Source organism: Thioclava sp. NG1 (assembly GCF_003122275.1).
GTDB classification, from domain to species: Bacteria; Pseudomonadota; Alphaproteobacteria; order Rhodobacterales; family Rhodobacteraceae; genus Thioclava; species Thioclava nitratireducens.
Map to the genome: position 1 here is coordinate 202493 of NZ_QFBB01000005.1, position 26383 is coordinate 228875.

Annotated in this window: 28 protein-coding genes; 11 read left to right on the forward strand and 17 right to left on the reverse strand. The window is 64.5% G+C overall.

The genetic code is table 11. From position 1 onward, the window contains the following. Nucleotides 1-85: 85 nt before the first annotated feature. The 3 genes from DEM26_RS20570 (at nucleotide 86) to DEM26_RS11590 (ending at nucleotide 2535) form a co-directional block, all read left to right on the forward strand. A complete protein-coding gene (locus DEM26_RS20570) occupies nucleotides 86-244 on the forward strand; it encodes a hypothetical protein (RefSeq protein ID WP_166504540.1) in 159 nt (52 codons plus the stop codon). Continuing rightward, a complete protein-coding gene (locus DEM26_RS11585) occupies nucleotides 241-918 on the forward strand; it encodes a DUF1638 domain-containing protein (protein WP_109172445.1) in 678 nt (225 codons plus the stop codon). The genes DEM26_RS20570 and DEM26_RS11585 overlap by 4 nt, the downstream gene beginning before the upstream one ends. Before the next feature lie 138 nt (nucleotides 919-1056). Next, nucleotides 1057-2535 (forward strand): SulP family inorganic anion transporter, encoded by a 1479-nt coding sequence (locus DEM26_RS11590; protein WP_109172446.1) that lies wholly within the window; start codon nucleotides 1057-1059, stop codon nucleotides 2533-2535. Between the two features lie 96 nt (nucleotides 2536-2631). Here the strand turns inward: DEM26_RS11590 and DEM26_RS11595 are convergent, their stop codons facing one another. The 3 genes from DEM26_RS11595 to DEM26_RS11605 all read right to left on the reverse strand — a co-directional run bounded on the left by DEM26_RS11595 (nucleotide 2632) and on the right by DEM26_RS11605 (nucleotide 4740). Continuing rightward, nucleotides 2632-3231 carry an HNH endonuclease gene (locus tag DEM26_RS11595; RefSeq protein WP_075774533.1) on the reverse strand — a complete coding sequence of 200 codons (600 nt, stop codon included), beginning with the start codon at nucleotides 3229-3231 and terminating at the stop codon, nucleotides 2632-2634. 217 nt (nucleotides 3232-3448) lie between these two features. Then, nucleotides 3449-4111 carry an alpha/beta hydrolase gene (locus DEM26_RS11600; RefSeq protein ID WP_075774532.1) on the reverse strand — a complete coding sequence of 221 codons (663 nt, stop codon included), beginning with the start codon at nucleotides 4109-4111 and terminating at the stop codon, nucleotides 3449-3451. Beyond that, complete coding sequence (locus tag DEM26_RS11605) at nucleotides 4108-4740, reverse strand: DNA-3-methyladenine glycosylase family protein (protein WP_109172447.1); 633 nt, start codon at nucleotides 4738-4740, stop codon at nucleotides 4108-4110. Before DEM26_RS11605 ends, DEM26_RS11600 begins: the two co-directional genes overlap by 4 nt. A 65-nt stretch (nucleotides 4741-4805) precedes the next feature. On the opposite strand from DEM26_RS11605, the gene DEM26_RS11610 reads away from it, so the two are divergent. Further along, nucleotides 4806-6029 (forward strand): MFS transporter, encoded by a 1224-nt coding sequence (locus tag DEM26_RS11610; RefSeq protein ID WP_109172448.1) that lies wholly within the window; start codon nucleotides 4806-4808, stop codon nucleotides 6027-6029. 238 nt (nucleotides 6030-6267) lie between these two features. On the opposite strand, the gene DEM26_RS11615 is transcribed toward DEM26_RS11610, so the two are convergent. Next, a complete protein-coding gene (locus tag DEM26_RS11615) occupies nucleotides 6268-6768 on the reverse strand; it encodes an Lrp/AsnC family transcriptional regulator (protein WP_075774529.1) in 501 nt (166 codons plus the stop codon). A gap of 168 nt (nucleotides 6769-6936) precedes the next feature. On the opposite strand from DEM26_RS11615, the gene trxB reads away from it, so the two are divergent. Genes trxB through DEM26_RS11630 form a run of 3 tightly spaced genes read left to right on the forward strand, consistent with a single transcriptional unit; the run spans nucleotide 6937 to nucleotide 8969 of the window. Continuing rightward, nucleotides 6937-7887: a thioredoxin-disulfide reductase gene (trxB, locus tag DEM26_RS11620; protein WP_088718868.1), complete on the forward strand. Its 951-nt coding sequence runs from the start codon at nucleotides 6937-6939 to the stop codon at nucleotides 7885-7887. Further along, entirely contained in the window at nucleotides 7884-8363 is a 480-nt protein-coding gene (locus DEM26_RS11625) for an RES family NAD+ phosphorylase (protein WP_109172449.1), read from the forward strand. Before trxB ends, DEM26_RS11625 begins: the two co-directional genes overlap by 4 nt. Nucleotides 8364-8423: 60 nt before the next feature. Then, nucleotides 8424-8969, forward strand: a complete 546-nt coding sequence (locus tag DEM26_RS11630) for a VOC family protein (RefSeq protein ID WP_075774526.1) — start codon at nucleotides 8424-8426, stop codon at nucleotides 8967-8969. Between the two features lie 13 nt (nucleotides 8970-8982). Here the strand turns inward: DEM26_RS11630 and DEM26_RS11635 are convergent, their stop codons facing one another. From DEM26_RS11635 to DEM26_RS11670, 8 genes are all read right to left on the reverse strand, one after another. Beyond that, nucleotides 8983-10032, reverse strand: a complete 1050-nt coding sequence (locus tag DEM26_RS11635) for a threonine aldolase family protein (protein WP_088718871.1) — start codon at nucleotides 10030-10032, stop codon at nucleotides 8983-8985. Then, nucleotides 10029-10478 (reverse strand): YcgN family cysteine cluster protein, encoded by a 450-nt coding sequence (locus DEM26_RS11640; protein ID WP_075774736.1) that lies wholly within the window; start codon nucleotides 10476-10478, stop codon nucleotides 10029-10031. Before DEM26_RS11640 ends, DEM26_RS11635 begins: the two co-directional genes overlap by 4 nt. Before the next feature lie 257 nt (nucleotides 10479-10735). After that, nucleotides 10736-11674, reverse strand: coding sequence for a bifunctional riboflavin kinase/FAD synthetase (locus DEM26_RS11645; protein WP_109172450.1), 939 nt, complete (start codon nucleotides 11672-11674; stop codon nucleotides 10736-10738). A gap of 29 nt (nucleotides 11675-11703) precedes the next feature. Beyond that, nucleotides 11704-12147 carry a MaoC family dehydratase gene (locus DEM26_RS11650; protein ID WP_075774735.1) on the reverse strand — a complete coding sequence of 148 codons (444 nt, stop codon included), beginning with the start codon at nucleotides 12145-12147 and terminating at the stop codon, nucleotides 11704-11706. A gap of 141 nt (nucleotides 12148-12288) precedes the next feature. After that, complete coding sequence (locus DEM26_RS11655; RefSeq protein ID WP_109172451.1) at nucleotides 12289-13167, reverse strand: TIGR01459 family HAD-type hydrolase; 879 nt, start codon at nucleotides 13165-13167, stop codon at nucleotides 12289-12291. A 114-nt stretch (nucleotides 13168-13281) separates the two neighbouring features. Beyond that, entirely contained in the window at nucleotides 13282-14133 is an 852-nt protein-coding gene (locus DEM26_RS11660) for a CpsD/CapB family tyrosine-protein kinase (RefSeq protein ID WP_109172452.1), read from the reverse strand. Nucleotides 14134-14148: 15 nt separating this feature from the next. Further along, nucleotides 14149-15657 (reverse strand): hypothetical protein, encoded by a 1509-nt coding sequence (locus tag DEM26_RS11665; RefSeq protein WP_109172453.1) that lies wholly within the window; start codon nucleotides 15655-15657, stop codon nucleotides 14149-14151. Beyond that, the gene (locus DEM26_RS11670) at nucleotides 15657-16613 is read right to left on the reverse strand and encodes an ExeA family protein (RefSeq protein ID WP_168184164.1); all 957 of its coding nucleotides are present in this window, start codon (nucleotides 16611-16613) and stop codon (nucleotides 15657-15659) included. Before DEM26_RS11670 ends, DEM26_RS11665 begins: the two co-directional genes overlap by 1 nt. A gap of 244 nt (nucleotides 16614-16857) precedes the next feature. On the opposite strand from DEM26_RS11670, the gene DEM26_RS11675 reads away from it, so the two are divergent. Then, nucleotides 16858-19383: a tetratricopeptide repeat protein gene (locus DEM26_RS11675; RefSeq protein WP_109172454.1), complete on the forward strand. Its 2526-nt coding sequence runs from the start codon at nucleotides 16858-16860 to the stop codon at nucleotides 19381-19383. A gap of 81 nt (nucleotides 19384-19464) precedes the next feature. Next, nucleotides 19465-21045 carry a VPLPA-CTERM-specific exosortase XrtD gene (gene xrtD / locus DEM26_RS11680; protein ID WP_109172455.1) on the forward strand — a complete coding sequence of 527 codons (1581 nt, stop codon included), beginning with the start codon at nucleotides 19465-19467 and terminating at the stop codon, nucleotides 21043-21045. 5 nt (nucleotides 21046-21050) lie between these two features. Here the strand turns inward: xrtD and DEM26_RS11685 are convergent, their stop codons facing one another. Together DEM26_RS11685 and DEM26_RS11690 are read right to left on the reverse strand one after the other, a co-directional pair. After that, nucleotides 21051-21320 carry a hypothetical protein gene (locus tag DEM26_RS11685; protein ID WP_109172456.1) on the reverse strand — a complete coding sequence of 90 codons (270 nt, stop codon included), beginning with the start codon at nucleotides 21318-21320 and terminating at the stop codon, nucleotides 21051-21053. Between the two features lie 182 nt (nucleotides 21321-21502). Continuing rightward, nucleotides 21503-22699, reverse strand: a complete 1197-nt coding sequence (locus DEM26_RS11690) for a glycosyltransferase family 4 protein (protein ID WP_109172457.1) — start codon at nucleotides 22697-22699, stop codon at nucleotides 21503-21505. 226 nt (nucleotides 22700-22925) lie between these two features. Between DEM26_RS11690 and DEM26_RS11695 the strand changes: the two genes are divergently transcribed. Then, nucleotides 22926-23615: a metallophosphoesterase gene (locus DEM26_RS11695; protein WP_233243085.1), complete on the forward strand. Its 690-nt coding sequence runs from the start codon at nucleotides 22926-22928 to the stop codon at nucleotides 23613-23615. A gap of 75 nt (nucleotides 23616-23690) precedes the next feature. Here the strand turns inward: DEM26_RS11695 and DEM26_RS11700 are convergent, their stop codons facing one another. Continuing rightward, nucleotides 23691-24374, reverse strand: a complete 684-nt coding sequence (locus tag DEM26_RS11700; RefSeq protein ID WP_077701185.1) for a sugar transferase — start codon at nucleotides 24372-24374, stop codon at nucleotides 23691-23693. A gap of 397 nt (nucleotides 24375-24771) precedes the next feature. Between DEM26_RS11700 and DEM26_RS11705 the strand changes: the two genes are divergently transcribed. Continuing rightward, nucleotides 24772-25086 carry a TM2 domain-containing protein gene (locus DEM26_RS11705; RefSeq protein ID WP_075774515.1) on the forward strand — a complete coding sequence of 105 codons (315 nt, stop codon included), beginning with the start codon at nucleotides 24772-24774 and terminating at the stop codon, nucleotides 25084-25086. Here DEM26_RS11705 and DEM26_RS11710 read toward each other — a convergent pair. Together DEM26_RS11710 and DEM26_RS11715 are read right to left on the reverse strand one after the other, a co-directional pair. Continuing rightward, complete coding sequence (locus tag DEM26_RS11710; protein WP_109172458.1) at nucleotides 25083-25898, reverse strand: heme-dependent oxidative N-demethylase family protein; 816 nt, start codon at nucleotides 25896-25898, stop codon at nucleotides 25083-25085. The two genes, DEM26_RS11705 and DEM26_RS11710, sit on opposite strands and share 4 nt — an antisense overlap. 45 nt (nucleotides 25899-25943) lie before the next feature. Beyond that, a complete protein-coding gene (locus DEM26_RS11715; RefSeq protein WP_075774514.1) occupies nucleotides 25944-26360 on the reverse strand; it encodes a DUF6314 family protein in 417 nt (138 codons plus the stop codon). Between the last annotated feature and the right edge of the window lie 23 nt (nucleotides 26361-26383).

Sequence of the window (26383 nt, forward strand, 5' to 3'; positions counted from 1 at the left end):
CATGGAGAAGGCCCCGATTTTTTCATCGGGGCCTTTTCATGTGCCCTTCCCCGCCCCATACTTGAAAGGAAGGGGGAAACGCGAAATGCCGCTGCCACATTTTCTGCTGCTGATCCTGTTCGTGATCGTTCTGGCCGGCCTGACGATCTGGGCCTTCGCCGCATCGGGGTTCCCGATGGCGATGCTCGGGCTGATGGTTCTCGTCGCAGCAGGCGTTGCCCGGATGATGGCCCGGGTGGAATGACCGCCCGGACAGGTGCCTCGCTTCCCGGCGACACGACCTTAACGAAAGATGGCTTAGCTCCCGAGGGGTCGGGACGGCTTCTGCTGATCGCCTGCGGGGCGCTCGCGCGGGAGATTCTGGCGCTCAAGCGGATCAATGGCTGGGATCATATGGACCTGACCTGCCTGCCCGCCAATCTGCACCTCTACCCCGAGAAGATCACCGCCGCCGTCGAAGAGGCGGTGCTGCATTATCGCGACCAATACGACGATATCTTCGTGGTCTATGCCGATTGCGGCACGGGCGGGCAATTGTCGGAAAAGTGCAAGTCCCTGGGCGTCGAGATGGTCGAAGGCCCGCATTGTTATTCGTTTTTCGAAGGCAATGCCGCCTTCGCCGAAACGGCGGAAGAGGAGATCACGGCCTTCTACCTCACTGATTTCCTGACGCGGCAGTTCGACGCTTTCGTCTGGAAGCCGATGGGCTTCGCCCGTCATCCGGAGCTGATTCCGATGATGTTCGGCAATTACGACCGGCTGATCTATCAGGCCCAGACCGACGATCCGGCGCTCGATGCGAAGGCGCGCGAGGCGGCGGAGCGGCTCGGACTGCGCTATGAGCGGCGTTTTACCGGCTATGGCGATCTCGCCACCAGTCTCGCGAAATTTGCCGCGAAATCGGGCAACACGACCTGATCTTCTTTGAATTTTTCTTAAAACCCGGCCTACGGGGCTTGGCATCGCGACGTCAGCCGGGTATTGGCTGCGCCAAATCTCACATCCTCCGGCCCGCCCCTCCCCGGTCGCGGGCCTTTCTAATTGCAGGACGATCTTATGACCCTGTCGCAATGGCGCAGCCAGTGGACTGGCAACTTCCGCGCTGACATCCTTTCCGGTCTCGTGGTGGCGCTGGCGCTGATTCCCGAGGCCATCGCTTTCTCGATCATCGCGGGCGTCGACCCGAAAGTGGGCCTCTATGCCTCCTTCATGATCGCAACGATCACCGCCTTCTTCGGCGGCCGCCCCGGCATGATCTCGGCCGCGACCGCCGCGACCGCGGTGCTGATGGGCACGCTCGTGCGCAGCTACGGGTTGGATTACCTGCTGGCCGCGACGGTGCTGGCGGGCGTGATCCAGGTGATCGCGGGGGCGCTCAACCTCGGGACGGTGATGCGCTTCGTATCGAAATCGGTGATGACCGGCTTCGTGAACGCACTCGCCATCCTGATCTTCATGGCACAATGGCCTGAGCTGAACCCGGCCAACGTGCCGGTGGTGGCGACCTATGCGCTCGTCACGCTTGGCCTTGCGATCATCTATCTGCTGCCGCGCTTCTTCCGCGCCATCCCCTCGCCGCTGATCGCGATCCTCGTTCTCAGCGCGGTCTCGATGGGGCTTGGGCTCGACGACGTGCACACGGTGTCCGACATGGGGGCCCTGCCCGATCAGCTCCCCTCGCTCCTGATTCCGAACGTGCCGTTCAATTTCGAGACGCTGCAGATCATCCTGCCCTATTCGGTGGGCGTGGCGGTCGTCGGCTTGCTGGAGAGCCTGATGACCCAGAACATCGTCGACGAGATGACCGACACTCGCTCGGACCGTCGTCAGGAATGCTTCGGTCAGGGCATCGCCAACTTCTGCACCGGCTTCATCGGCGGCATGGCGGGCTGCGCGATGATTGGCCAGTCGGTGATCAACGTCACCTCGGGCGGGCGCACGCGCCTGTCGACCCTGACCGCGGGGATCGCGCTGCTGATCTTCTGTGTGGTTCTGGGCGAATGGGTGGGCCGCATTCCGATGCCCGCGCTGGTGGCGATCATGATCATGGTCTCGATCGGCACGTTCAGCTGGGCCTCGCTGGGTCAGCTGCGCACCATGCCGATGTCGTCCAACGTGGTGATGCTGGCCACCGTCGCCTTCGTCGTCGCCACCCATAACCTCGCGATCGGGGTGCTGGTGGGCGTGCTGCTCTCGGGCATCTTCTTCGCGGGCAAGATCGCGCGGATGACCGAGATCACCTCGCGCTACAACGAGGCGCATCACCTGCGGACCTATTACATCAAGGGTCAGATCTTCTTCGCGACCGTCGAAGAGTTCAATCGCGCCTTCGACTTCCAGGAGAAGCTCGACCGCGTGGTGATCGACCTGACCCACGCGCATATCTGGGACATTTCCTCGGTGTCGGCGCTCGACCGAGCGGTGGGTAAGTTCCGGATGGCCGGAACGGATGTGAAGGTCGTGGGGATGAACCAGGCGACCGAGACGATCATCGACAAGCTGTCGAATGGCGGTCAGGTCGCAGTAGGGCACTAAGGGTCTCAGAGGGGGCTCTGCCCCCGCTTGCTGCGCAAGCCCCCTGGGATATTTCCCCAATACGAAGGGCGTGTCGGATAAGGCGCGCCCTTTTTCTCAGGCTTCCAGCTCGGTGTCCCAGTAGAGGAAGTCCATCCAGCTTTCATGCAGATAGCCCGGCGGGAAGCGCCGCCCGATGCGGAGCATGTCCTCGGGCTGGGGCTGGCGCGCGGGCTTGAGAAGCTGCATCCCCGAGCGTTCCAGCGGCTTGTTGGCCTTGCGCAGATTGCACGGCGCGCAGGCTGCCACGACATTCTCCCAGCTGGTGATTCCACCGCGCGAGCGCGGAATCACGTGGTCGAAGGTCAGATCGCCCTTCTTGCCGCAATACTGGCACTTGAATTCGTCCCTCAGAAAAAGATTGAAGCGCGTGAAAGCCACGCGCTTCTGGGGTCGGACATATTCTTTGAGGACGACGACGGAGGGGATTTTGAAGGCCTGCCTCTGGCTGCGCACCACCTCTTCGTATTCGGCGAGGATCGTCACCCTGTCGAGGAAGACCGCCTTTATCGCCTCCTGCCAAGGCCATAGCGAAAGCGGATAATAGGAGAGCGGCCGGAAATCAGCGTTTAGCACCAGTGCCGGATGCTGTCTAAGCGCCGCCGGTTCACGGGTGAATTGCGTTCGAAAATCGGTCCTGTCGCATTCGTCCAGCATGGGTGACTCCGTCCTCGCCCTGTCGCCTGCCTCGGCTCAGGGGCGGGGTCCGCCCCTGCCTTATCCATGACTATATATGGCGTTCGCGATCTGGCAAGCCTCTTGATCTCGCGATTGCTGCCATGCGGCATGGGTAGCAAACTGCCATGACAAGGAAATGACGGCCCAAGACGGAGAATGGAGCCCGGCGTCGCGGCGCTGCGGCATGCCCCGCCGATCAGCCGGGCAGCTTGTCCTGCAGGAAGGCCAGCGCCACCGAGAGGCCGTCCGGTGCGATTCCGTGCCCGGTGCCCTTCATTACATGGGCATAAGTGTCGAAACCCGCCGAGACCAGCGCATCGCCAGCCTTGCCCATATCGGCAAAGGGCACGACCGGATCCTGATCGCCATGGATCAGCAGCACCGGCGGCTTCGAGATCGCCTCAGTGCCCAGGGCTTCCGGGCGCAGCAGACGCCCCGAGAAAGCCACCAGTCCCGCGACCGGTTCGGCGCGGCGCGGCAGCACTTCGAGCGCGGTCATCGTGCCTTGCGAGAAGCCAATCACGGCGAGCTGCGCGGGCGTCAGCCCCTGCTCTTCCAGCACGGAGTCGAGGAACGCATCCACGTCGGCTGCAGCATCCTTGAGACCTTGAGCGGATTCCGCTTCGCTGGAATTGTCGATCCACGGAATCGGGAACCATTGACGACCGTAAGGGGCCGCGCGGCAGGGCTCGGGCGCGTCGGGCGCGAGAAACAGCGTGTCGGGCAAATGCTGGCCCAGCGGATCGGCGAGGCCCAGAAGGTCCGCCCCGTCCGCACCGTAGCCATGCAGAAACACCACGGCGGATTTCACCGTACCGGATTGCGGCTCTCTGCGTCCGGCGTCCAGCTTGCGGGTCATGGGGCAACTCCTTCACGCTCTTTACACGCCGCGTAATAGGCCCAGAGGCCACGCGCCGCAACCGCGCGCCACGGCGACCAGGCCGCCGATAGCTCATTGAATTGCTTGCGCTTGGGCCGCTCGGGTAGATCGAATAGCAGCCGCGCCCCTTCGGCGAGCGCCAGATCGTCGACCGCAAAAACATCGGCGCGGCCCAGAGCGAAGATCAGGTACATCTCCACGGTCCAACGCCCGATGCCGGGGATCGGCAGGAGCTGCGCGACCACCTCCTCGTCGGGCATCGCGCGCAGCCCCTCGAAATCGACACCGGAATTGGAGAGCGCCTGCAGGTAGCGCACCTTCTGGCGCGAAAGGCCACAGGCGCGCAGGTCCTCTTCCGAGGCGCCGGCGATCGAGACCGGATCTCCGAAGCCCGCGCCGATAACCTTGTTGCGGATCGAATTCGCGGCGGCGACCGAAACCTGCTGGCCGATGATCGCGTCGCGCAGCGCCTCGAACCCGTCCTCGCGGCGGCGTAAGGGCCAAGGCCCCGTCAGCGCACAGACCTCCGCAAAACGCGGCTCGGCGCGGCAGAGAAATTCGGTGCCTTCGGCAATGTCGTCTTCGCAGGTAATGATACGTCCAACCATGCGCGACACCCTGCCTCATGCCGCGCCCGCTTGCCAGCCCCCAATCGCCACGCTAGCAAGCTGTCATGAGTGACATTCCCGCCCCTCCCGCCACGCGCGAAATGCGCAACACGATCGTGCTGGTCCTGGCACAGGCGCTGCTTGGCGCGCAGATGCCGATGATCTTCACCGTGGGCGGGCTCGCGGGCCAGATGCTCTCGCCCAACCCCTGCTTCGCGACGCTGCCCCTGTCGCTGATCATTCTTGGCTCAGTCCTCTCGGCACAGCCGATGTCGGAATTCATGGCAGCAAAGGGTCGCCGCGCGGGATTCATCCTCTCCAATGCGATGGGCGCGCTGGGGGCGGCGACCGCGGCCTATGCGCTATTCCACGGCTCCTTCGCGCTCTTCATGCTGGGGTCGTTCTTCACCGGTACATACATGTCTGCGCAGGGCTTCTACCGCTTCGCGGCGACCGATACCGCCAGCGCGGAGTTTCAGCCCAAGGCGATATCCTACGTGATGGCGGGCGGGCTGGTGGCTGCGATCATCGGGCCTCAGTTGGTGAAAGTCACGAGCGAGGCGATGGTCGTACCCTTCATGGCGACATATCTCGCGATCATCGCGATCAATGCGCTCGGGCCGATCCTGTTTTCCTTCCTCGACATCCCCGCCCCGGGACGGCGCAAGAAGCACGAACGTCACGAGGGCCGCAGCCGCCGCGAGTTGCTGAAAGATCCGGTCATCCTCGTCGCGATGATCTGCGCCATGGTCTCCTACGCGTTGATGAACCTCGTGATGACCTCGACGCCGCTCGCGGTCGTCGGCTGCGGGTTCGAGCAAGCGGACGCGGCCAATATCGTCTCGGCGCATGTGCTCGCCATGTATGTGCCGAGCTTTTTCACCGGCCACCTGATCGCCCGTTTCGGCAAAGAGGCGATCGTCGGCACAGGACTGGCCATTCTCGCCGCAGCGGGTGCGATGGCGCTGAGCGGCGTCGATCTCGCACAGTTCTACGCCACGCTCATCCTCCTCGGGCTCGGCTGGAACTTCGGCTTCATCGGGGCGACCGCGATGCTCGCCTCAGCCCATAGCCCGGAAGAGCGCGGGCATGTGCAGGGGATGAACGATTTCGTGGTGTTCGGCGGCGTCTTCCTCGCCTCGCTCGCCTCGGGCGGGCTGATGAACTGCACCCAGAGCGGCAATGCCCAGGCGGGCTGGCAGGCAGTCAACCTCGCGATGATCCCGTTTCTGACGCTGGCCGGCGCCGCGCTGATCTGGCTGGTGCTGCGCCCGAAAGAGACGCGCTGAGGGGCGCCGCCCCCGTCGCCGGACGGCGAAATATATCAAGAAACGCGTCGCCGGCCGGCGACATATATCAAAAAAGAAGTGGGCTCTGCCCCCGGGCCTACGGCCCCCTCGGGATATTTCTCAAGAGCGAAGCGGCCACGCGCTCCTTCGGCTTGGCGAAAATATCCCGGGGCGGGAATTCGCGACAGCGAAGGGAGGGGCAGCGCACCTCCGGCAACGGATGGGGTCAGGGCAAGGCTCAGGCCAGTTTGGCGATACGCTCTTCGAGCACGTCGAAGGGCACGCCCGGCTCGTCCTTGGCACAGCGGATTACCAGCGAGGTTTTCACGCTGGCGACGTTCTCGGCGGCGGTAAGTTGCCCGGTCAGGAAGCTCTGGAAGCTCGACAGGTCGGGCGCCACGCATTTCAGCACGAAATCGATCTCGCCGTTGAGCATGTGGCACTCGCGCACGAGCGGCCATTCCCGGCAGCGCGCCTCGAAATTCGACAGGTCCGCCTCGGCCTGGCTGTGCAGGCGCACCATCGCGAAGACCTGCACCTCGAATCCCAGTTCGCGCGGGTTTACATCGGCATGGTAGCCACGAATGTAACCCGCCTCTTCGAGCGTGCGCACGCGGCGCAGGCACGGCGGGGCCGAAATCCCCACGCGTTTCGCCAATTCGACATTCGTCATCCGCCCGTCCGCCTGCAGTTCAGCAAGGATTTTGCGGTCGATATCGTCGAGCCGAGAGGTGGCCATGTTGAAATAATCCTTCGTGCGTTGCGGCAGAACTTACCGCCGGAAGAGAGGAGGCGCAATAATATTTCGCGACACGCTCCGCAAGTGCTATTTGTCGCGGCATGCAGGGGCTTTTCGGCGCGCTTCGCTCCGACTATATCCGTCGGGCAGATTTCCAAGGAGGCGGGCATGTCCGAGACGAAGAAAACCAAGGTTCTGATCATCGGTTCCGGCCCTGCCGGCTACACGGCGGCGGTCTATGCGTCGCGTGCGATGCTCGAGCCGGTTCTGGTGCAGGGCATGCAGCCGGGCGGCCAGCTGACCATCACCACCGAGGTCGAGAACTGGCCCGGCGAGAGCGAGATCCAGGGCCCCGAGCTGATGGTGAAGATGGAAGAGCATGCCCGCGCGATGGGCACCGAGATCATCATGGATATGATCACCGAGCTCGACACGTCGAAGCGCCCCTTCGTTGCAAAAGGCGATTCGGGTACGACATACGAGGCTTCGGCGGTGATCCTCGCCACCGGTGCGCAGGCGAAATGGCTTGGGCTCCCCTCGGAAGAGAAGTTCAAGGGCTTCGGCGTCTCGGCCTGCGCGACCTGTGACGGGTTCTTCTATCGCGGCAAGGAGGTCGTGGTGATCGGCGGCGGCAACACCGCGGTCGAAGAGGCGCTGTTCCTGACCAACTTCGCTTCCAAGGTGACGCTGATCCACCGCCGCGACACGCTGCGTTCGGAGAAGATCCTGCAGGAGCGCCTGTTCAAGAACCCCAAGGTCGAGATCGAGTGGAATCACACGGTCGAGGAAATCCTCGGCGACGAAAATCCGCTGGGCGTGACCGGCGTGCGCGTGAAATCCACCGCGGACGGCTCGGAGAAGGTGATCCCCTGCGACGGGTTCTTCGTGGCGATCGGCCACGCGCCTTCGTCGGAACTGGTCAAGGACAGCCTGAAGATGCAATCGGGCGGCTATGTCTGGGTGGAACCGGGCTCGACCCGGACCTCTCAGCCGGGCATTTTCGCGGCAGGCGACCTGACCGATCACACTTATCGTCAGGCGGTCACCTCCGCCGGCATGGGCTGCATGGCCGCGCTCGACGCCGAGAAATTCCTCGCCGAGCAGGGCGAAGCCGAGTGATCTCTTTCCACGGCACGGTCTGGCGGATCCTCTCTGCCGATCGTGCCGAAGATGCTTGCGAACCGGCCCGCCATCCGGAGGGCCGGTTTCATCATTCCGGGCAGGTAGCCCTTTATGCCTCGCTGAGTGCCGAAGGCGCTGGCGTAGCCCTGCGGCGTTACGTGCGGGCCAGCGATCCGCCGCGGGTGATCGTTCCGTTGCAGATCACAGCGCAGGCGGTGGACGACCTGCGAGGCACGCCCGATCAGGCGGCGGCGTCGGCGGTCTGGCAGGATGAGAGCGCGAGCGGCGCGCCCTCGTCCACTTGGCACTTCTCGGATCGAGCGCGGAACAGCGGCGCGCAAGCGATGCTCTATGCGTCGCGCTCGCGCCCCGATCTGAGCCATCTCGTTCTGTTCGAGGTTACCCCCGCGACGGTCCGGCAGCTTGCCCCCGCAAAGGTCTGGCAGCCGCCCTACCCTATCCCGTCTGCGTGAAGCGTCATTGCATGGTCGCCTGCCTCGTCTAGTGTGAAGGCAACCGAAAGGAGGCCTCTCATGCGTTGGCGCGGGGTCAATCACGTCGAATTTTCGGTGCTCGACTATGAAAGGTCGATCGCCTTCTACGATGCGATGTTCGGATGGCTTGGATATAAGAGCTTCTGGACGCTCGATATCGGATATCGGTCGACCTATTACATGGCGCGCTTCCCGATGCCGCATTCCTATATCGGAATCCAGCCCGCGCATTCCGGCAAGAAGCTGGATCATGACGCGCGGGCGGTGGGCATACATCACATCGCGCTCTGGGCGAAGTCACGCGCCGAAGTGGATGCGTTTCACCGAGATTTCCTGATCCCGCGCGAGCTGTCGGTGACAGACGCCCCGCGGGAATATCCCGTCTATGCGCCGGGCTATTACGCGGTGTTCTTCGACGATCCGATCAACGGCATTCACTGGGAGCTCGCACATATCCCGCGCATTCCGGGCCTTGGTGCGATCCGCCGGTTCCGCGCGGCCCTGAGAGCCGCACAGAAAGAGCATCCGGAATGGGATGGCCCGCCCGAGAAGATCGCCTTTCGCGAGCTGCCCGGGCGGCGCTGATCTTCGGCGCCGATTACGCCAAGTGGCTGAGGAAGGCGTCGATTTCCTCGGGCGTTGTGGCCCAGGAACAGACCAGACGCGCGGCCAGAAGCTCGTCTTCAGGGCCTTCCAGCGACTGATCGAAGGGCCAGAGATAGTAATAGGCCCCGGCCGCATTCGCGCGCTTATGCGCGCCGCGCGGCAAGGCGGCGAAGACCGCATTGGCCTGCGTCGGGTGGATCAGCTTCGCGCCCTCGATCTGGCCGATGCCTTCCGAGAGTTTGCGTGCCATTTCATTTGCATGCCGCGCGGTCTTCAACCACAGATCATCGGCCAGATAGGCCTGCATTTGGGCCGCGAGGAAGCGGTGTTTCGAGAAAAGATGGCCACCGCGCTTGCGGCGCAGCTCGAATTCCCAGGCGCGTTTGGGATCGAAGATCACCACCGCCTCAACCGCCATGCAGCCGTTCTTGGTGCCGCCGAAGCTGAGCACGTCGACGCCCGCCTTCCACGTCATCTCCGCAGGAGTGCAACCCGCAGCGACCAGCGCATTGGCAAAACGCGCGCCGTCCATATGCACCGGCAGATGGTAGCGGCGTGCGACATCGGTCAGCGCCTTCACGTCCTCGGGCGAATAGACGGCGCCTGCCTCGGTCGAGTTGGTGATCGAGACCATGCCGCGCTGCACGTTATGGATACCGCCGCGGCCCGTGTGCGCGATGGTGCGCGCCAGCGCGTCGGGGTCCATCTTCGCATCCGGCCCGTCGACCAGAACCAGTTTCGAGCCGTTGGTGTAGAATTCCGGCGCGCCGCACTCGTCTTCCTCGATATGGGCGTTGCGGTGGCAGAAGATCGCGCCCCAGGGATCGGTCAGCACCGCACAGGAGAGCGCATTGGCCGCCGTCCCGGTCGCGACCAGATAGACACGCGCTTCGGGTGCCTCGAAGATCTCGCGGATCTTCGCCTGAACGCCCTCGGTGATCGGATCGTCGCCATAGGAATGCAGATGACCCTCATTCGCAGCCGTGAGGCCCTCGAGAATGGCGGGATGGGCGCCGGACGTGTTGTCGGAGGCAAAATTCATGAGAGATCCTCGATCGTGTATTCGTCCCACTCGTCTTCGGGCACTTCGAACTCGGGCACGGTCCAGCCGCGCACGCTCTCCCCGGCCTCATGGACCGTCTCGCGCGAGCCCGAAATCAGGTAGTGCCAGTCGTGTAGAGGTTTGTCTTCGAAGCGCAGCCGGTAGGCGCAGGTCGCGGGCATCCAATAGGCGATCTTGTGGATCGTCTTGGGGCTCAGCGTCACGCATTCGGGGACGAACTGGTGGCGAATGTCATATTGCGTGCAGCTGCAGCTCTCGCCATCGAGCAGCCGGCAGGCGACGCGGGTGAAGACGACCTCGCCCGTATCCTCGTATTCGAGCTTGTTCAGGCAACATTTGCCGCAGCCATCGCAAAGCGCCTCCCATTCGGGGGCGGTGAGCTTCTTCAGCGGCAGTTTCCAGAACTCGGGGCGCAATTTGGTCATGGCGCGGAAAATGGGGCAGCGGCGGGGAAATGGAAAGGGCAGATCGGCGTATCGTGAGCGGATCTGCGATTTGGACATGGCGGGACGGGCAGACCGACCTCGGGCGGGCGTTCGCGACTCTCGTGGTCTGAGCTTTATGGTCCCGTCACCGAGCGACGTCGATGCGCGCGCTGGCGACGCAAAGCGCCCTCCCGCTGGGAGGTCGGGCGCGGCCCGGGCTGGTCGCCCGGGCGGGAGTTGAGGTCGGCGTTCGCCTCTCAGCGCTCCGCCAGAATCTCCCGCGCGCGGACGCAATCGGCATCCATCTGCGCGACCAGCGCCTCGAGCCCGTCGAACTTCATCTCGGGACGCAGGAATTCGACCAGCGCGACCGAGACATGCTCGCCATAAAGGTCGCCTTTGAAATCGAAGACATAGGTTTCGAGGTTCGGGGTGTTCTCGCCGAACATCGGACGCACTCCGAGGCTCGCCGCCCCCAGATAGCTACCCTTGTAGGGACCGGTCAGCACGTCGAACTTCACCGCATAGACGCCAAGCTTGGGCAGATGCAGCCCGGCCATCGACATGTTCGCGGTCGGATAACCCAGATCGCGTCCGCGCTTGTCACCGTGGAGCACTTCGCCCTCGATCCGGTGCAGGTGGCCCAGCATCGCGGCGGCATCCTCGGGACGGCCCTCGGCCAGAGCAGTGCGGATGGCGGTCGAGGACGCCTCGACCCCCTCGACATGCAGAAGCGGCGCGACGGTGACCTCGAAGCCGTATTTCGCGCCCAGCTCCGTCAGCATCGCCACGTCGCCCTCGCGCCCCTTGCCGAAGCGGAAATCGCCGCCAACCGCGACATGGGTCACGCCCAGCCCTTCGGCCAGCACTTCGTGGGCGAACATGTCGGCGCTCATATCGGCCAGTTCGTCGTTGAAGGGCAACTCATAGAGGCGATCGACGCCGAGCTTGGCGAGCCGGTTGGCGCGCGCCTCGGGGTTCATCAGCCGGAACGGCGGCAGGGTCTTGCCGGCGCGCGCCGCGAAGAATTCGCGCGGATGGGGTTCGAAGGTGATGACGCCCAGCGGCGCATCTTTCCCGCGCGCCTGATCGATCACCGATTGATGGCCGAGATGGATGCCGTCGAAATTGCCCATCGCGACGGAGGCCCCGCGCGAGGATTTCTCCAGCGATTTCCAAGTGGTCAAGCGTTTCATCCACCCCGCCCTCCGGCGAGGTCGCCGGGTCAGTCGAACTTGCGCGAAGGCGCCAGAACCAGCGCCTCGCCTTTCACGACCACCGTATCGCCCACCGCGCAGTGGGTTTCAAGCGTGACACGGCGACGCGAATGGTCGATCGCCGTGACCTTGACCTCGGCATAGACCACATCGCCCGGGCGCACGGGGGCCATGAATTTGAGCGACTGGCCCAGATAGACCGTGCCGTGACCGGGAAGCTGCTCCCCGATCACCGCCGAGATCAGCCCCGCGGTCAGCATGCCATGCGCGATTCGACCCTCGAAAATGGTGTCTTGCGCATAGGCGTCGTCCAGATGGACCGGGTTATGGTCGGTGGAAACCTCCGCGAACATCTCGATGTCGCGGTCGGTGACCTCCTTGCGGAGGTAGCGCACCATGCCGATTTCCAGATCTTCGATGCAGATCGTGCCACGGGGCAGGTTGTCGAGCATATCCATAGGTCCCAGCCGGAAGTTCATGTTGCACTGCGGCATAGCACATGCGGCAGAGCACAGGCAAGGCACCTGCGCAACTTTTTTACCCTACCGAGACAAAAGTCGCAACAAAGTTACGTAGAGAATTTGATGCTCCGCTCAGGTCAGTTGCCCCATGCTGTAGAGTGGATCGCGCTGACGCGCCTCCAGCCAGGTGCGCAGCAGCTCCGGATTGGGGTTCTGCGGATCGGCGCCGAACTGGTCATGCGCCAAACCGCCGGTGATGAAGAGGCAATCCATCCCCTCCCCCGCGGCGCCGGCCACATCGGTATTGATCCCGTCGCCGATGGCGAGGATGCGCGCATCCTCCGCGCCGCCCAGACGGCTCAACTTGCGCCGCGCGAGATCGTAGATCGGCGGATGGGGCTTTCCGAAATACATCGCCTCGCCGCCCATTTCCTCGTAGAGCGCGGCCAAAGCGCCAGCGCAATAGATGCGCTTGTCGCCCAGATCCACGACGATATCGGGGTTCGCGCAGAGCATCGGCAACTCGCGCATCTTCGCCAGCAGGAATTTCGGGCGGTAATCCTCGGGAACTTCGTTCACCTCATCGAAGGGACCGGTGCAGACGATACCCTCTGCATCGTCGAAATCGACGCGGGTGATCTCGGCTTGCCCCTGCCATTCTTCCGGCACCTGGGTGAAGAAGCCGTCATCCTTGGACGGCCCCAGATGCCAGACCTTCTTGCCAACGGCGCCCGCGAACATCGCATCCTGCGCGGCATCGCCGGAAGAGACGACGAGGTCGTAGGCGTCGCGCGGACAGCCCAGCTTGTCGAGTGACTCCATCACGAACTTCGACGGACGCGGCGCGTTGGTCAGAAGGACGACCTTGCCGCCCTTCGCGCGAAACGCCTGCAGCGCCGCGACAGCCCCGGGGAAAGCCTCGACCCCGTTATGCAGGCAGCCCCACAGATCGCAGAACAGCGCGTCATACGAGTCGGAAATCTCGGAGAGAGAAGAGATGATGCGGGTCATATCGGCCTTTCGTCAGCAGAGTTTGGCGCGGTCCGAAGCCTCGGCCTGCGGGACCTCGCTCGCTTACCGAGGCTATATGGCACGGGCGTGACGGAAGGCAAAGCGGCGCACCGCTCAGTTCGCGTCCGAAACGACCCCGTAACCGTAACCATAGGCATAGCCGTATTCGGGGGCCGCGAAGCGGAACTTGTTGACCACGACGCCCATCACGTTGGTACGTTCGGCCAGCTCGCGCTCGCAGATGTCGATTTCCCGGATCGTGGTCTCTTCGGTCGCGGCGATGATCAGCACGCAATCGACATCGGCGGCGAGCGAGAGCGTATCGTCGCTGACAAGCACGGGCGCGGTGTCGAAGATCATAAGGTCGGGGGCGTAGATAGCCTCGATCCGCTCCAGCGCCTCGGTCGCGCGGCGCGACTGGATCAGCTCGGCCGGGGTCGCGACCGGTTTGCTGTTTGCTCCGATCGCGAGGTTGGCGCCCAGACGCAGCGCGTGATCGGCGAACTCGGCTTCCCCTGCGAAGACGTCGGAAACCTGCGGGCCGCGCGGCGCGTCGAGCAGTTTAAGAAGCGAGGGCTTGCGGAAATCGGCCTCGATGAGCAGGGTGCGCCGCTCTTCTTGCCGTGCGAGGCTCAGCGCGAGATTGAGTGCGACGGTGGATTTCCCACAGCCTGCCGAGGGCGAGGTGATCGCCAGCCGCCGCCAGCCATTGGCCCGCATCTGCTGCACGATCTTCGTGCGCATCAGGTCGATCGGGGCACTCTCGGCGCTGCTGTCGGGACTGACGATGCGCTTGCCGCGCAGTCGCCCGAGGTTCGGGGCAATCGGTGTCAGCGCCTGCCACGCGTCCGCGGTGAGACTGTCACTGCCCTGATACGCTGGCGCGCGCGCGGCAGGCTCGAACGCCGTACGCCCGGTGCGGGCGGCCCGGGCCTTGGCAATCGCATCTCGAAGTCTTTCGGCCATCTCGCTCTCCTTGCCTCAGAACAGCCGGTCGAGCGGCATGTAGAACGCGCTGAACAGCACCACGACCGCGATGAACGCCCCGCCGACCATCGAGCCGGAGACCAGCACCTTGCGGCGACGGCGGCGCGCGTCTTCGGGCGCGCTCAGATAAGGCAGCGTCGCGAAAGCCGCGATGCCCAAATGGCGCTGCAGGTCTTCGGGGCGACGGATACCGGTGCTGAGCAATTCCTTCAGCGCGATCGCGACGAGGCCGAGCAGTAGCCCCACTCCGACCCCGGCCAGCGCCAGCGTCTTGCGGTTGGGTTTCACCGGCTCGCCCGGTGCCACCGCCTGATCGATCACGGTCAGCTTCTCGCCCTTGGCCAGCGACTCGATCGTGTCGCCCGTCTCGGCCACCGCGCGCGCTTGCACGGCGCTGTCGTACTGATCGGCGAGATTGTCGTGATCGCGGCGCAGCGCTTCGAGCGCCGATGCATTGGCGGGCACTTTCGCCATGGCTTCGCGAAGCTGCGTCATCTTCAAGTCAGCGGCCTCGCCCGCAGCCTGCGCCACGAAAAGCGCATCGGTCAACTCGCGCAGACGGTTCTCGAAGGCCGACTTCGCTTTCGGCAGCGGTAGCTGTGCCTGCTGCGACAACTCCTGAATTTGCGCCCCCAGCGCCGCGAGGCGCGCGTCATCAGCGGGCAGAAGAGGTTTGAGCGCGTCGCGCTGCGCTTCCAGCCGGGACAGTTCGCGGGCTGCGGGCGGGTAGATCGCGTCGCGGTCGACCTTGCGCCCTGCCGCCTCGCGCAGGCGCACCAGCCGGTCGATCTCCGTTTCGGTCTCGTTCACATGCGCGAGCCGGGTCTCCGCGTCCGCCTGCACCGCGGCGAGACGGTCGCGCAGCAGCGGCAGCTCCTCGGGCAGCGCGTCGCCATTCTCCTGCTTGAACTGCAAGATCGCCGCGGAGGATTTCGACAGCTCCGCCTCCAGCCGATCCACCTCGCGCGAGAAGAAATCGAGCGTATCGCGCGCGGCCTTGGTGCGAATATCGGCGTCTTCCTTCAGAATGCGCGTCACCAGCTCGTTCGCGACCCGCGCGGCGCGAGCCGGAGCGCCGGCGCGAAAAGACACCGTCATGAAAGTCGCGTCCTTGGGGGCGGAGCGCGATCTGCTCTGCTCGGAAATTTCGATCGCGACCGAATTCTTCAGCGCCTCGAACACTGCGTCGGCATCGCGCGCGCCGGTCTCGGTGCGCAGGTCCGGAAACAGCGCCATCCGACGCGCCATGTCGAGAAGGCTCTCACGCGAGAGCACGCGCTTGCGGATCACCTGCAGCTTGGCGTTGGTATCGGTGTGCGCGGTCGAGGCGGCGAGACGGTCGGGGATGCGATCGCCTTCGACAACCAGAAGCGCCCTGGCCTCGTAGATCGGTGTGATCATCCGTCCGGCCGCCAGCCCGACAAGCGCCCCCAGCAGCACCGCCAGCAAGAGCCAGTGGATCCGCCGGGCGAACAGGGCCGCGTAGAAGCGGAGCTCCCGCATCAGCGCCCTCCCCTGTGCAGAAAGGCGGGCGCGGGCTCCGGCTGTGAGGGACCGGGCGCAAGGCCGGCATGCCCAGCGCTTGCAGCAGAGATCGGCGCGGGTGCGATCACGCGCGGCTTGGCGCGCTGCGTCTCGACCGGGAGATAGAAGACATTGTCCTCGATCACCCTGTCGATGATCTCGCCGGTGACGACCTCCGAACGCGCCGAATAGGCATAGACCATGCCCAGATCGGCCAGCTGGTTCATCAGCCGCGGCAGGCCGCCGCAATGGGCGTGCAGTTTCTGTGCGGCCTCGGGGGTGAATATCTCCCGCGTCGCACCTGCAACCCGCAGGCGATGGGTGACATAGGGCTGCGCGCAATCGGCGGGCATCGGCCCGAGATGGAAGCCGGAAGACACACGCTGCGCGAACTGGCGCAGCTCTGGCCGCGCGATCAGGTCGCGCAGTTCCGGCTGCCCCATCAGGATCAGCTGCACCAGCTCGTCTTTGTCGGCGTTGATATTGGTGATCATGCGCAGCTCTTCGAGCACGCCCGCATCGAGGTTCTGCGCCTCGTCGATCACCACCACCACGCGCCGCCCGGCAGCATATTCCTGGATCAGAAGCTGCTGGAACCGATCGTAGATCAGGACGTAATCCTCGCCCGCCTCCACCCGCTGGCCGAGCGAGAGCATGATCCAGCGGATCACGTCATCGCGCGAGCCCCGCGCGTTGGAGACCAGAGCGATCGTTACATCCTCGGAGATGGTCGCCATCAGGTGACGCAGCAACGTCGTCTTGCCCGCCCCCACCTCTCCCGTGATGAGCGTGATCGGCGCGCGCGAGAAAAGCCCGTATTCGAGCATCGTCGCCGCGTGCTTGTGCTCTGGCGACCAGAACAGGAAGTCGGGATCGGGCAGCAGCGAAAAAGGCCGCTCCGCCAGTCCGAAGAATTCGGTGTAGATTTCGTTCATGCCTGTACCGGGCCTTTGGCCTCTTGGATTTGCGCCAGTAAGCGGCATCCCCCCGCACTTCGCAAGAATTCGTGAGGAGATCGTGAGAAGTTACAGCCAAACTGTCGCAAAAACGCGTCTATCCCTCGAAAAACTGGCCTTTTAGACAGGGGTAGGATGTTCAAATCTCTTTATAGTTGACGTCGCAGCAGCTAGCCTTCTTGCCAAGCGCCGATCAGAGCGCAGCAGCAGACAGGCAAGACAGATGCCCCGATATCAGTATGCGCGCGCGAGCTGTCTCGCGCTTTGCGCAGCGCTCGCATTGAGCGGTTGCAAGAGTGACGAAGACAAGGCCGAGGCCCATTACCAATCGGCCCAGACGCTTCTGGCCGAAGGCGATCCGGTCCGCGCGATGGTCGAGCTGCGCAATGTCTTCGAATATGACGGCACGCATAAGGCCGCGCGGCGCGCCTATGCCGATCTGCTGCTGGCGCAGGGACGGCTGCAGGAAGCCTTCAGCCAGTATCTGCGCCTTCTCGAACAATATCCAGAGACCGTCGATGTCCATCGCATCCTTGCGGAGCTGTCGCTGCGCACAGGCAACCTGCCCCGCGCGCAGGAAGAGGTGGACGCGGTCAAGGAACTCGCGCCCGACGATCCCGGCGCGCAGGCGGTGCAGCTTGCGCTCGACCTGCGGGACGCCAGCCTGTCGCGCGATACCGCGCGCCGCTCCGAGATCGCAGCGACGGCCGAAGCACTGACCGAAGCGCATCCGGAGATCCTGACCGGCTGGCACGTACTGATCGACGCGCGAAACGCGGAAGGCGATGACACGGCGACGCTTACAGCCCTCGATGCCGCGCTGACCCGCGACCCGGCGCAATACCGTTTGCAGGTCCTTAGGCTGGAGCTGATCTCGAAACACGGCTCAAGCGCCGAGATCGGCGCGCAGCTCGAAGCGATGCAGAGGCTGTTCCCCGAGGACACGAAGACCCGCACCGCGCTGATCGCATGGTATGTGCTGCGCGACGATCCGGCGGGGGCGGCGCGCTTCCTGCACAAGCTCGCGACCGATCGCGACCGGCAGACGAGCGGCTATCTGGAACTGGTGCGCTTTCTGGCCCGCGCAAAAGGGGCCGACGCTGCGCGGGCGGAACTCGATTCTTTGATCGCGCAGTCGCAGGGCGAGCCGAACGAGGCGATCTTCACCGCGATGCGCGCCGATCTGGATTTTCAGGCGGGGGACCGGGCAGCGGCGCTTGCGCGGATGCAGGCACTTATCACCCGCCATCCCGACAGCGAGGAGATGCGTCAGGTCCGCACCGCTTACGCCCGGATGCTCGACCACGACGGGCAACGCGAAAAGGCGAAGGCCGAGATTGCGGCCATCCTGAAGACCGACCCGACAAACGTCCCTGCCCTGCAACAGCGCGCGACTTGGCGGATCGAGGAAGATCGCACCGATCTCGCGATCACCGATCTGCGCAGCGCCTTGCAACAGTCCCCCGACAACCCGCAGACCCTGACCCTGCTGGGCGAAACCTATCTGCGCGACGGCGCCCCCGATCTCGCGCTGGGGCAGTTCAGCCAAGCGTATGACGCGGCGGGCCGCGCCGCGCCGGAGACGATCCGCTATGTCGATTTCCTCTTCGCGCACGACCGCGCCAGTGCCGCGCGGACGGTTCTGGCCGAGGCCGTGGAGGTCACTCCGAACAGCCCGGGCCTGCTCAAGCGACAGGCCGATCTGGCACTGGCCGATCACGACTGGGCACTCGCCCATCGCAGTGCCGATCGGCTCGCCGCGCTTTCCGCGCCGGGCACCGAGGGGTTGGCGCAGTCGATCCGTGCCGCGATCCTCCTAGGGCGCGGGCGAAGCGAGAGCGCGATAGAGACGTTGAAAACTCTGGTGCAGGCGTCCGGCCCCGGCGACGACGGCATCACCACGGCCACGGCAGTCTCCGCAGCGGCGGTCTCGGCGGTGGTGCAGGCGCAACTGGCCTCCGGACGTGGGGCCGAGGCCCGCGCCTATCTCGACGCTCAACTGGAGCAACAGCCCGGTAATCGCGGCTTGCGCCTGCTGGCGGCCAATCTCTCCGCGATCCGGGGCGACACCGATCAGGCGGAGGCGGCGCTGCGCACACTGATGCATGAAACCCCCGCCGATCCGCGTCCCGCGCGCCAGCTCTATCGCCTGCTTGCGTCCCAAGGGCGCGAAGGCGACGCGCTTGCGGTGATCCAGACCGCTCTGGAGAATGCTCCGCAGGCCGATCTGGTGCTACTGCTCTACCGGGCGCGGTCGGAAGAGAAATCGGGCCGGTTCGACGCGGCGATCGCGACCTATGACGATCTCTACACGCGCGACAGCAGCGACCTGATTGTCGCCAATAACCTTGCGAGCCTGCTGAGCAGCCATCGCGACGACCGGCCCAGCCTCGAGCGCGCGGCCCGGATCGCGAAACGCTTCCGCGAGCGACCTGAACCTGCCTTCAAGGACACCTATGGCTGGACAGAATACCGGCTGGGAAATTACGGCGCCGCCCGCCCCCTTCTTGCCGCTGCCGCGGCCGGGCTGCCGGAGAACGCGCTGGCGCAATATCACTACGCTGCCGTGCTGATAGCGCTGGAAGAGACAGACCAGGCCGAGGCCGCCTTGCGCGATGCGCTGCGCTTGGCCGGCGCGCCACTGCCGCCCGCCATGCAAGGCGCGCAGGAGCAGCTTGCGGCGCTGACCGGGACCGCGCGGGCGGGCTCGTCGGGCAACACCCCGCGCCGGGCTCCGGACCAGCGCTGATTTTGTCTTTGGATCAAAGCTCTCGCAGGGTAAGCTCATGTGAAAGCGCCGCGTCAGACGGCCTATGAGCGAGCAGTCGAGATGATCACCACGAGCCCCCCTCTGCGCGAGGTGCGTGCCCTGCCATGGGGCACGCTCGGCCTGCTTTCGCTGGCCGTCCTTTCCTATCCGTTCTTCGCACTGGGGCTGGCCAGCCTCGGGGCCGCGTGGTCCACGCCGGAATACAGCCACGGGCCGCTGATCCCGCTGATTTCGCTCTATCTTTTCGCGCGCGAACTGCACCACGCGCCGCTGCAACTGGACGCCCGCCCGCAGCGCTGGCAAGGCGTCACGGTGATCGCAGTGGCGCTCTCCCTCGCTGTCTTCGGCGCGCGCGCGCAGATCGCCGACCTCGTGACCTATGCGCTGATTATCTGGACGATGGGCGTGGTGCTGCTGAGCATGGGCTGGCAGGCGGGCAAACGCCATTGGAAGCCGGTGCTGCATCTGATCTTCATGCTGCCGCTGCCGCAGATTCTCTACTGGAAACTCACCATCGCCCTCCAGCTCGTCTCGTCCGAGCTGGGTGTGATGCTGGTGCGCGCCGCTGACATTCCAGTGCATCTGAGCGGCAACGTCATCGACCTCGGCGTCTACAAGCTGCAGGTGGCCGATGCCTGTTCGGGGCTGCGCTATCTCTTCCCGATCCTCAGCTTTTCCTACCTGTTCGGAATTCTCTATCGCGGGCCGTTCTGGCATAAGGCGGTGCTCTTCGCGATGGCCGCGCCGCTGACGGTGGGGCTCAATTCCCTGCGCATCGGTATGGTCGCGATCCTCGTCGACGCTTACGGCATCGAGCAGGCCGAGGGCTTTCTGCATGTCTTCGAGGGTTGGGTGATCTTCGGCGCGGCGATCGCCATCCTCAGCCTCACCGCGATCGGGCTGCAGCGGCTCGTGTCCGAGCCGAAACCGCTCTCCGAGGCGCTCGATCTGGACTATCGGCGCTTTGCGCCTGAGGCACGCCGCTTGCGCAATCTCGCACCGTCGCGCGATCTGGGGTTGGCGGTCATCCTCACAGGGGTCGCGCTGGTGCTCTGGTCAGGCCTGCCGCAGATGACGACGCTCCCGCCGGAGCGCGCGCCCCTGTCGTCCTTCCCGACGCAGATCGATAGCTGGCAGGGCACGCGCCGCACGCTGGAGCCTGCGACCGAGCAAGTCCTAGCGGCGAGCGATTATCTCAACGCGGTCTATGCCGATCCCGCTCAGAACGCGCCGGTGAACCTGTTCGTCGCCTGGTATGCCGATCAGAGCCAAGGCGACGGCATCCACTCGCCCGAGGTGTGCCTGCCCGTCGGTGGCTGGGAGGTCAGCGCCTTCCGCCCGCATCGCATCGCCCTGCCCCATCGCGCCCCCTTCGAGGTCAACCGCGCGATCATCACCAAGGGGCTCAACAGGCAACTGGTGTATTACTGGTTCGACGGACGTGGCCGCGCGATGACGAGTGACTGGCGCGCGAAGCTGTCGGTGATCGCGGATGGTCTCACGCGCGGACGAACCGATGGCGCGCTGGTACGCTATGTCACGCCGATCCGCCGCGACGAGGATATCCGCGCGGCCGACCGGCGCCTTACACGTTTCATCGGGCAGTCCCTGCCCAGGCTGAGCGCCTCTATTCCGGAGTGACGGGCCTACGAGCCCAGCGCGACGGTCCCGCCCCAGCAACCCGGGATCGGGTTACGGGTGTCGAAGACGAGCGGACATGTTTCCACGGCTTTGATCGCGCGGTCCACGCGCGCATCTGCCATCGCAGGCGTCAGCCCGATCGCGAGCGCATGGGCCACCGGATCGTAAAGCGAGCGGCCCGTCTGACCGGGCATCGAAGTCGGAGCGGTTTCGCGCAGATCACCCGCGACAGAAGAGCTGGCCACACCGGTCACAACCAGTGCGGCAAACGCCACCGCCGATGTCCTCCAATGCGCCATACAGGTTCCAAGCCGAATGCCGAATGAAACAGCGCGAACCGCAACGCTGCTCGCCCCTTGAGTTTGTGGCGCAATTGGGGCCGCGCGCAACTGGAATCTTGGCGAAAATCAAGCGAAAGTAACGATTTAGGAGAAACAGTTTAGCCTGATCTCAGGCTTTATTTCTCCATCTTGGAGAATATCCGATCATAGGCCGCAAGGAGCTGTCGCGCCGAGAAATCCCAGGACAGCGCATCGAGCACCCGCGCCCGGCCCAGCCGACCCATCGAACGCGCGCGCTCGGGCGCCTCGATCAGCGCCGCGATCCGGGCAGCGAAGTCCTTCGGATCATTGGCACGTGCATAAAGCGCGGCCTCACCTGCAGAGGCCCGCCCTTCGGTCAGGTCGAACTGCACCAAAGGCTTCTCGAGCGTCATGTATTCCATGACCTTGTTCATGGTGGAGATGTCGTTCATCGCGTTTTTCGGATCGGGCGCGACGCCGATATCGATCGCATTCATCGCCGCGAGCATCTCTTCGCCGTAAAGCGGGCCGGTGAAGGTGAAATAACCGCTCAGACCCCGCGCCGCGACGTCGGCCTCCACGTTAGGCAGTTCGGGGCCGAAGCCCACGATCACCACATGTAGATCGGTATGGCCGAGTTTGCGCACCAGATGCTCCACCGCCTGAACCAGAAGGTCCATCCCCTCCTGCTGCCCGATCACGCCGATATAGCCAAGCACGGTCTTCGCGCCCCTGCGGTAGGCGGGATCGCCGGGCCCGGGCAGGAAGGTCTCGACACGAGGGGCGGAGCGGACGACGAAGACGTCCTCGGGGGCCATGCCACCGCGGGTGATCGCGATCTTGCGGAAGCTCTCATTGGTGGCCATCGACACCGAGGCGCTGGCGAAGGTGATCCGCTCCCAGATGCGCATCACGGCCCACAGGAGCCCCTTCTTGCCAAACTTGGCCTCGAACAGCTCAGGGCAGACGTCGTGATGGTCGAACATGTAGCGCACGCCCGACAGCCGGTAGCGCCACGCCAGAAGCCAGATCAGGTCGGGCGGGTTGCAGCCTTGGATCACGTCGAAGCCGCGCTCGCGCTTCACCTGTTTCGCCAGCCGAAACCACGCCTTGATCGCGTGCCAGTATTCCCGCGCATAGGCGACCGCGCCGGAATGGGCTTCGGGTGGTGCGGGATGGCGGTAGATATGGATGCCCTCGATCTCTTCATAAGCCGCGTCCCAGCCGCGCCCCATCGGACAGATCACCGAGACCTCGTAGCCCGCGGCGCGCAATGTCGCGGCCTCCAGCCAGACCCTGCGATCCAGCGGCACCGGCAGGTTCTCCACCACGATCAGAATGCGTCTCGCCATGCCGCTTAAGACCCGCCCTTGCCACGGGGGCGGTTTGCCGCCCATTTTTATGTGAGCCCCTTTCGCTCACGTCTTGCGACGGTTATGTCCCAGCCACGCGTTGGTTTCCACCCCGCATAACTCCGGATTTCCCCATATGTTGCGCTCTCTACTCTCCCGTCTCAAACCAGAGACCGCTCCCTCCTCGGCACCCAATGGCCTGCCCCGTCCGGAGGCGCCGATCTGCGTGATCGGGGACCTTCACGGCCGCGCCGATCTCTTGGGCAAGATGTTCGAGCGGATCGGGCAGGAACCGGAAGGCGCAAAGGCCCGGATCATCACGCTCGGCGACATGATCGACCGCGGCCCGAATTCGGCGCGGGTGCTCGCGACGCTGCACGCGGCGCAGCTTGCCAACCCCTCGCGGATGATCTGTCTGATGGGCAATCACGAGCGGATGATGCTCGATTTCCTGCTCGCGCCCGACGCACGCACGGCCGGTTGGCTGCGCGTCGGTGGGGCGCAGACGCTGCAAAGCTATGGCATCGCGCCGCCCGATCCCAACGAGACCGATCTCGAGGTGCTCGACGCGGTGCGGATGGATCTCGCGCGTGCGCTGGGGCCCGATCTGCTGGCCTGGCTCGATGCGCGGCCCGCGATGTGGCGCGAGGGGCGGTTCGCCGCGACCCATGCCGGGGCCGATCCCTATCACCCGATGGAACGCCAAAGCCGCGATGCGCTGCTCTGGGGCCATCCCCGTTTCGGACAGATGACCCGGCGCGACGGGGTCTGGATCGCATTCGGCCATTGGGTCGTCGATCAACCCATGGCCGATCAGGGCCGCATCGCGGTCGATACCGGCGCCTATGAAACCGGGCTCCTGAGCGCGGCATGGCTCGACAAGGGCGGGCTGCGCTTCCTGCAAGTCGCCAATTGAACCAAGACGGGCGCCCCGATGGGAGCGCCCGTTGGCAGGTTACAAGCCGTCTCTCTCTCGCAACCGGTGTCGGAATTATTTGCCCGTCTGGCGCAATACCACGGCGACGGTCATCAGGCAGAGCCACAGATCGGTCAGCAGCGACAGTTTCGCGTAGTAGCGTTCGTCGAAGCGCACACGGTCCACGAAGGCGGTGGTCGAACGCCCGGCGACCTGCCATAGCCCGGTGATGCCGGGGCGCATCTTGTAATAGGCCCGGCCCATGGCGCCTTTGTAGCTGGCCTCCTGATCGAGCATGAAGGGGCGCGGCCCCACGAGGCTCATCGAACCGAAGAGCACGTTGAAGAACTGCGGCAGCTCGTCGAGGCTGGTGCGGCGCAGGAAGCGGCCGATACGCGTGATCCGCGGATCGTCGTCGAGCTTCTGGTTCACCGACCATTCCAGCGCGAGCGCCGGGTTTTCGTTGCACATACGCACGAGCTGCGCCTCGGCATCGACATGCATGGTGCGCAGCTTGTAGCATCGGAACCGCTTGCCGCCCTGCCCGACGCGTATCTGCGAATAGAAGGCGGGACCGCCATCGGCGCGCACCGCCAGCGCCAGAAGCGCGATCAGCGGCAGCAGAACCGGAAGGATCGCGACCACGGCGAGAATGTCGAACAGGCGCTTTCCCATGCCTTCGTAGCGCAGAATACGCGCTCCTGTCCGGGTCGCGCCCGTCGCATTTGCCAGTTCGAAATTGGTCGAGAGATCCGACATTTTCTTCCCTATTGACTGCCTCAAAGTGCGAACCTTCGAGTCCGCTTTTCTTTAACCCGGTTTTTACCTTTGATTCGTCCATAATTGTGACGAAAGCCGCCAATTGTTGCGGCTCCGGCCCATAAACGGATCTCGACAAAAAATCACAAGTCGTTGATCACCGTTTTTTATCTTGTTGTTTTATATGTTACATTTCTTCCTAACTGCGGTAATCCGCAGCCTCTCTGCACTCGCGCATAAGGCGAATAGCGCTACGCTGCCCTTAGGTAACCTTTGGTTAAAGACTTATAAAACCGGACGCCTGCGTCGCCCCGCCGCCATGGCGGAATTTCCGCCCCCCTCTTGATCGCGCGGCACAACTGCCCATATCGGCTGGGAAGATGTTATGGAGATTAACATGACCCGAGACGATGCCCGCGCGCTCTATATCGAGCAGCGCGTCGCGAATGAGAAGAAGTCGGCCCTGCTAGGCTATGTGCTGTGGTTCATGCTGCCCATGCTTGGCGTGCACCGGATGTATATGGGGCGCGTCTTCTCCGGCGTGGTGATGCTGGCGCTGACCGGGATCGGCACGCTTCTGTCGCCCATCCTGATCGGCTTCATCCCGCTCGGCCTTGCAGGCCTGTGGTGGCTGATCGACGCGCTGCTGATCCCCGGCATGGTCTCGCAGGATATGGCAGAGACGCGCTGGCGGCTGATGCAGGAAGCTTAATCCGCCTGCCGGATCGGGTGTTCGGCCAACGCCTGCGCCTGATCCGGGCTCAGGCTTTCCGGTCGCACGACCTGCGTGTGGATCGAGAAGATCACGGCATTCGTGCGCGGCAGCCGGAACAGGCATTGCCGCTCCACCCTAATATAAGGGGCGTCGGCGGGCGCGTGGGCGAATTCGTATTCCGAGCGTGGATCATGCAGATGTGCCGCCGAGCGCGAGGCAGTCCCACGCATCAGCCCCCTGCCCTCACGCACGCCATCCAGCAATCGCTGCACCCGCTTGCCGAGATCGTCGGTATAGATCTCGATCGGCTCATGAATGCGCATCATCGGGCGCATGAATTTCTCGCGCAGCGTCCAGCCCGACGGGAAACACAGCACACCGCCGGTCAGCACATGCTCGGTATGGCCGAACGCGTCGGGATCGGCTTCCATCAGGCACAGATCGCATTGCAGCAGCCGCCCGAGCGTGGCCAGCGGGTCCGTGCGATCGAGCGCAACCACCGCCCCATCGGGCCGCGTGACCGTCTCCGCACTGCAGGCAAACCCCAGCGCCGGAAGCATCGGCAGCACCAGATCGTAGAGCTCTTCCGCCGCAGGCCGCCCGTGATCCGACAGGCCCAGCACCAGATCGCGCGCCTCCCCGATCAGCCGGTCGCGCAGGCCCATCTGGGCGGCATAGGCATCATCGACCTCCAGCCAGTCCTCATATGTCACCGGGATCACACCTGGCAGCCGCCGCGTGCGCGGATCGGCCCAAGGCGCGAAGCTCAGGCGGTTTTGCAGGATCGGTGTGGCGACAAGGTCTTTCATCCCCGCAGATTGCCGCGCGCCGCGGCCCACGACAAGAGGCCCTCGTCAGGGCGGCCCGGCGCCGCGCACATAGTCCGAGATCATCTGGTAATCCTTGCGCGGCCCCTGCACCCGCCAGATCGCCCGCCATGCGGGCCAGGCCTCGAAATCGTAGCTGACGCGGTAGTCATCGGGATCGCACCAATGGCTTGCGGTGGGCTTCAGCGGATCGAAGCTGTGGAAAGGCCGCCCATCCTCGAACGCGACCGCGATCTGCCCCGCCTCCAGCCGCCAGAAATAGCTGCGCTCGGCATGAAAGCTCTGGCCGCCCGGCATCATCAACTCGCCGCTCTCGCGATAATGCAGCCCGACCCCTTCGGGCGTGAAACTGGCGCGGCCCTCGAACCGGGCCTCGGTGCCATCCGCATGCAGAATACGGCGCATCAGCACCCAGTCCCCCTCGAAATCCGACAGCTGCGGCATTGGCTCTCCCTTGCCCCAAAGGC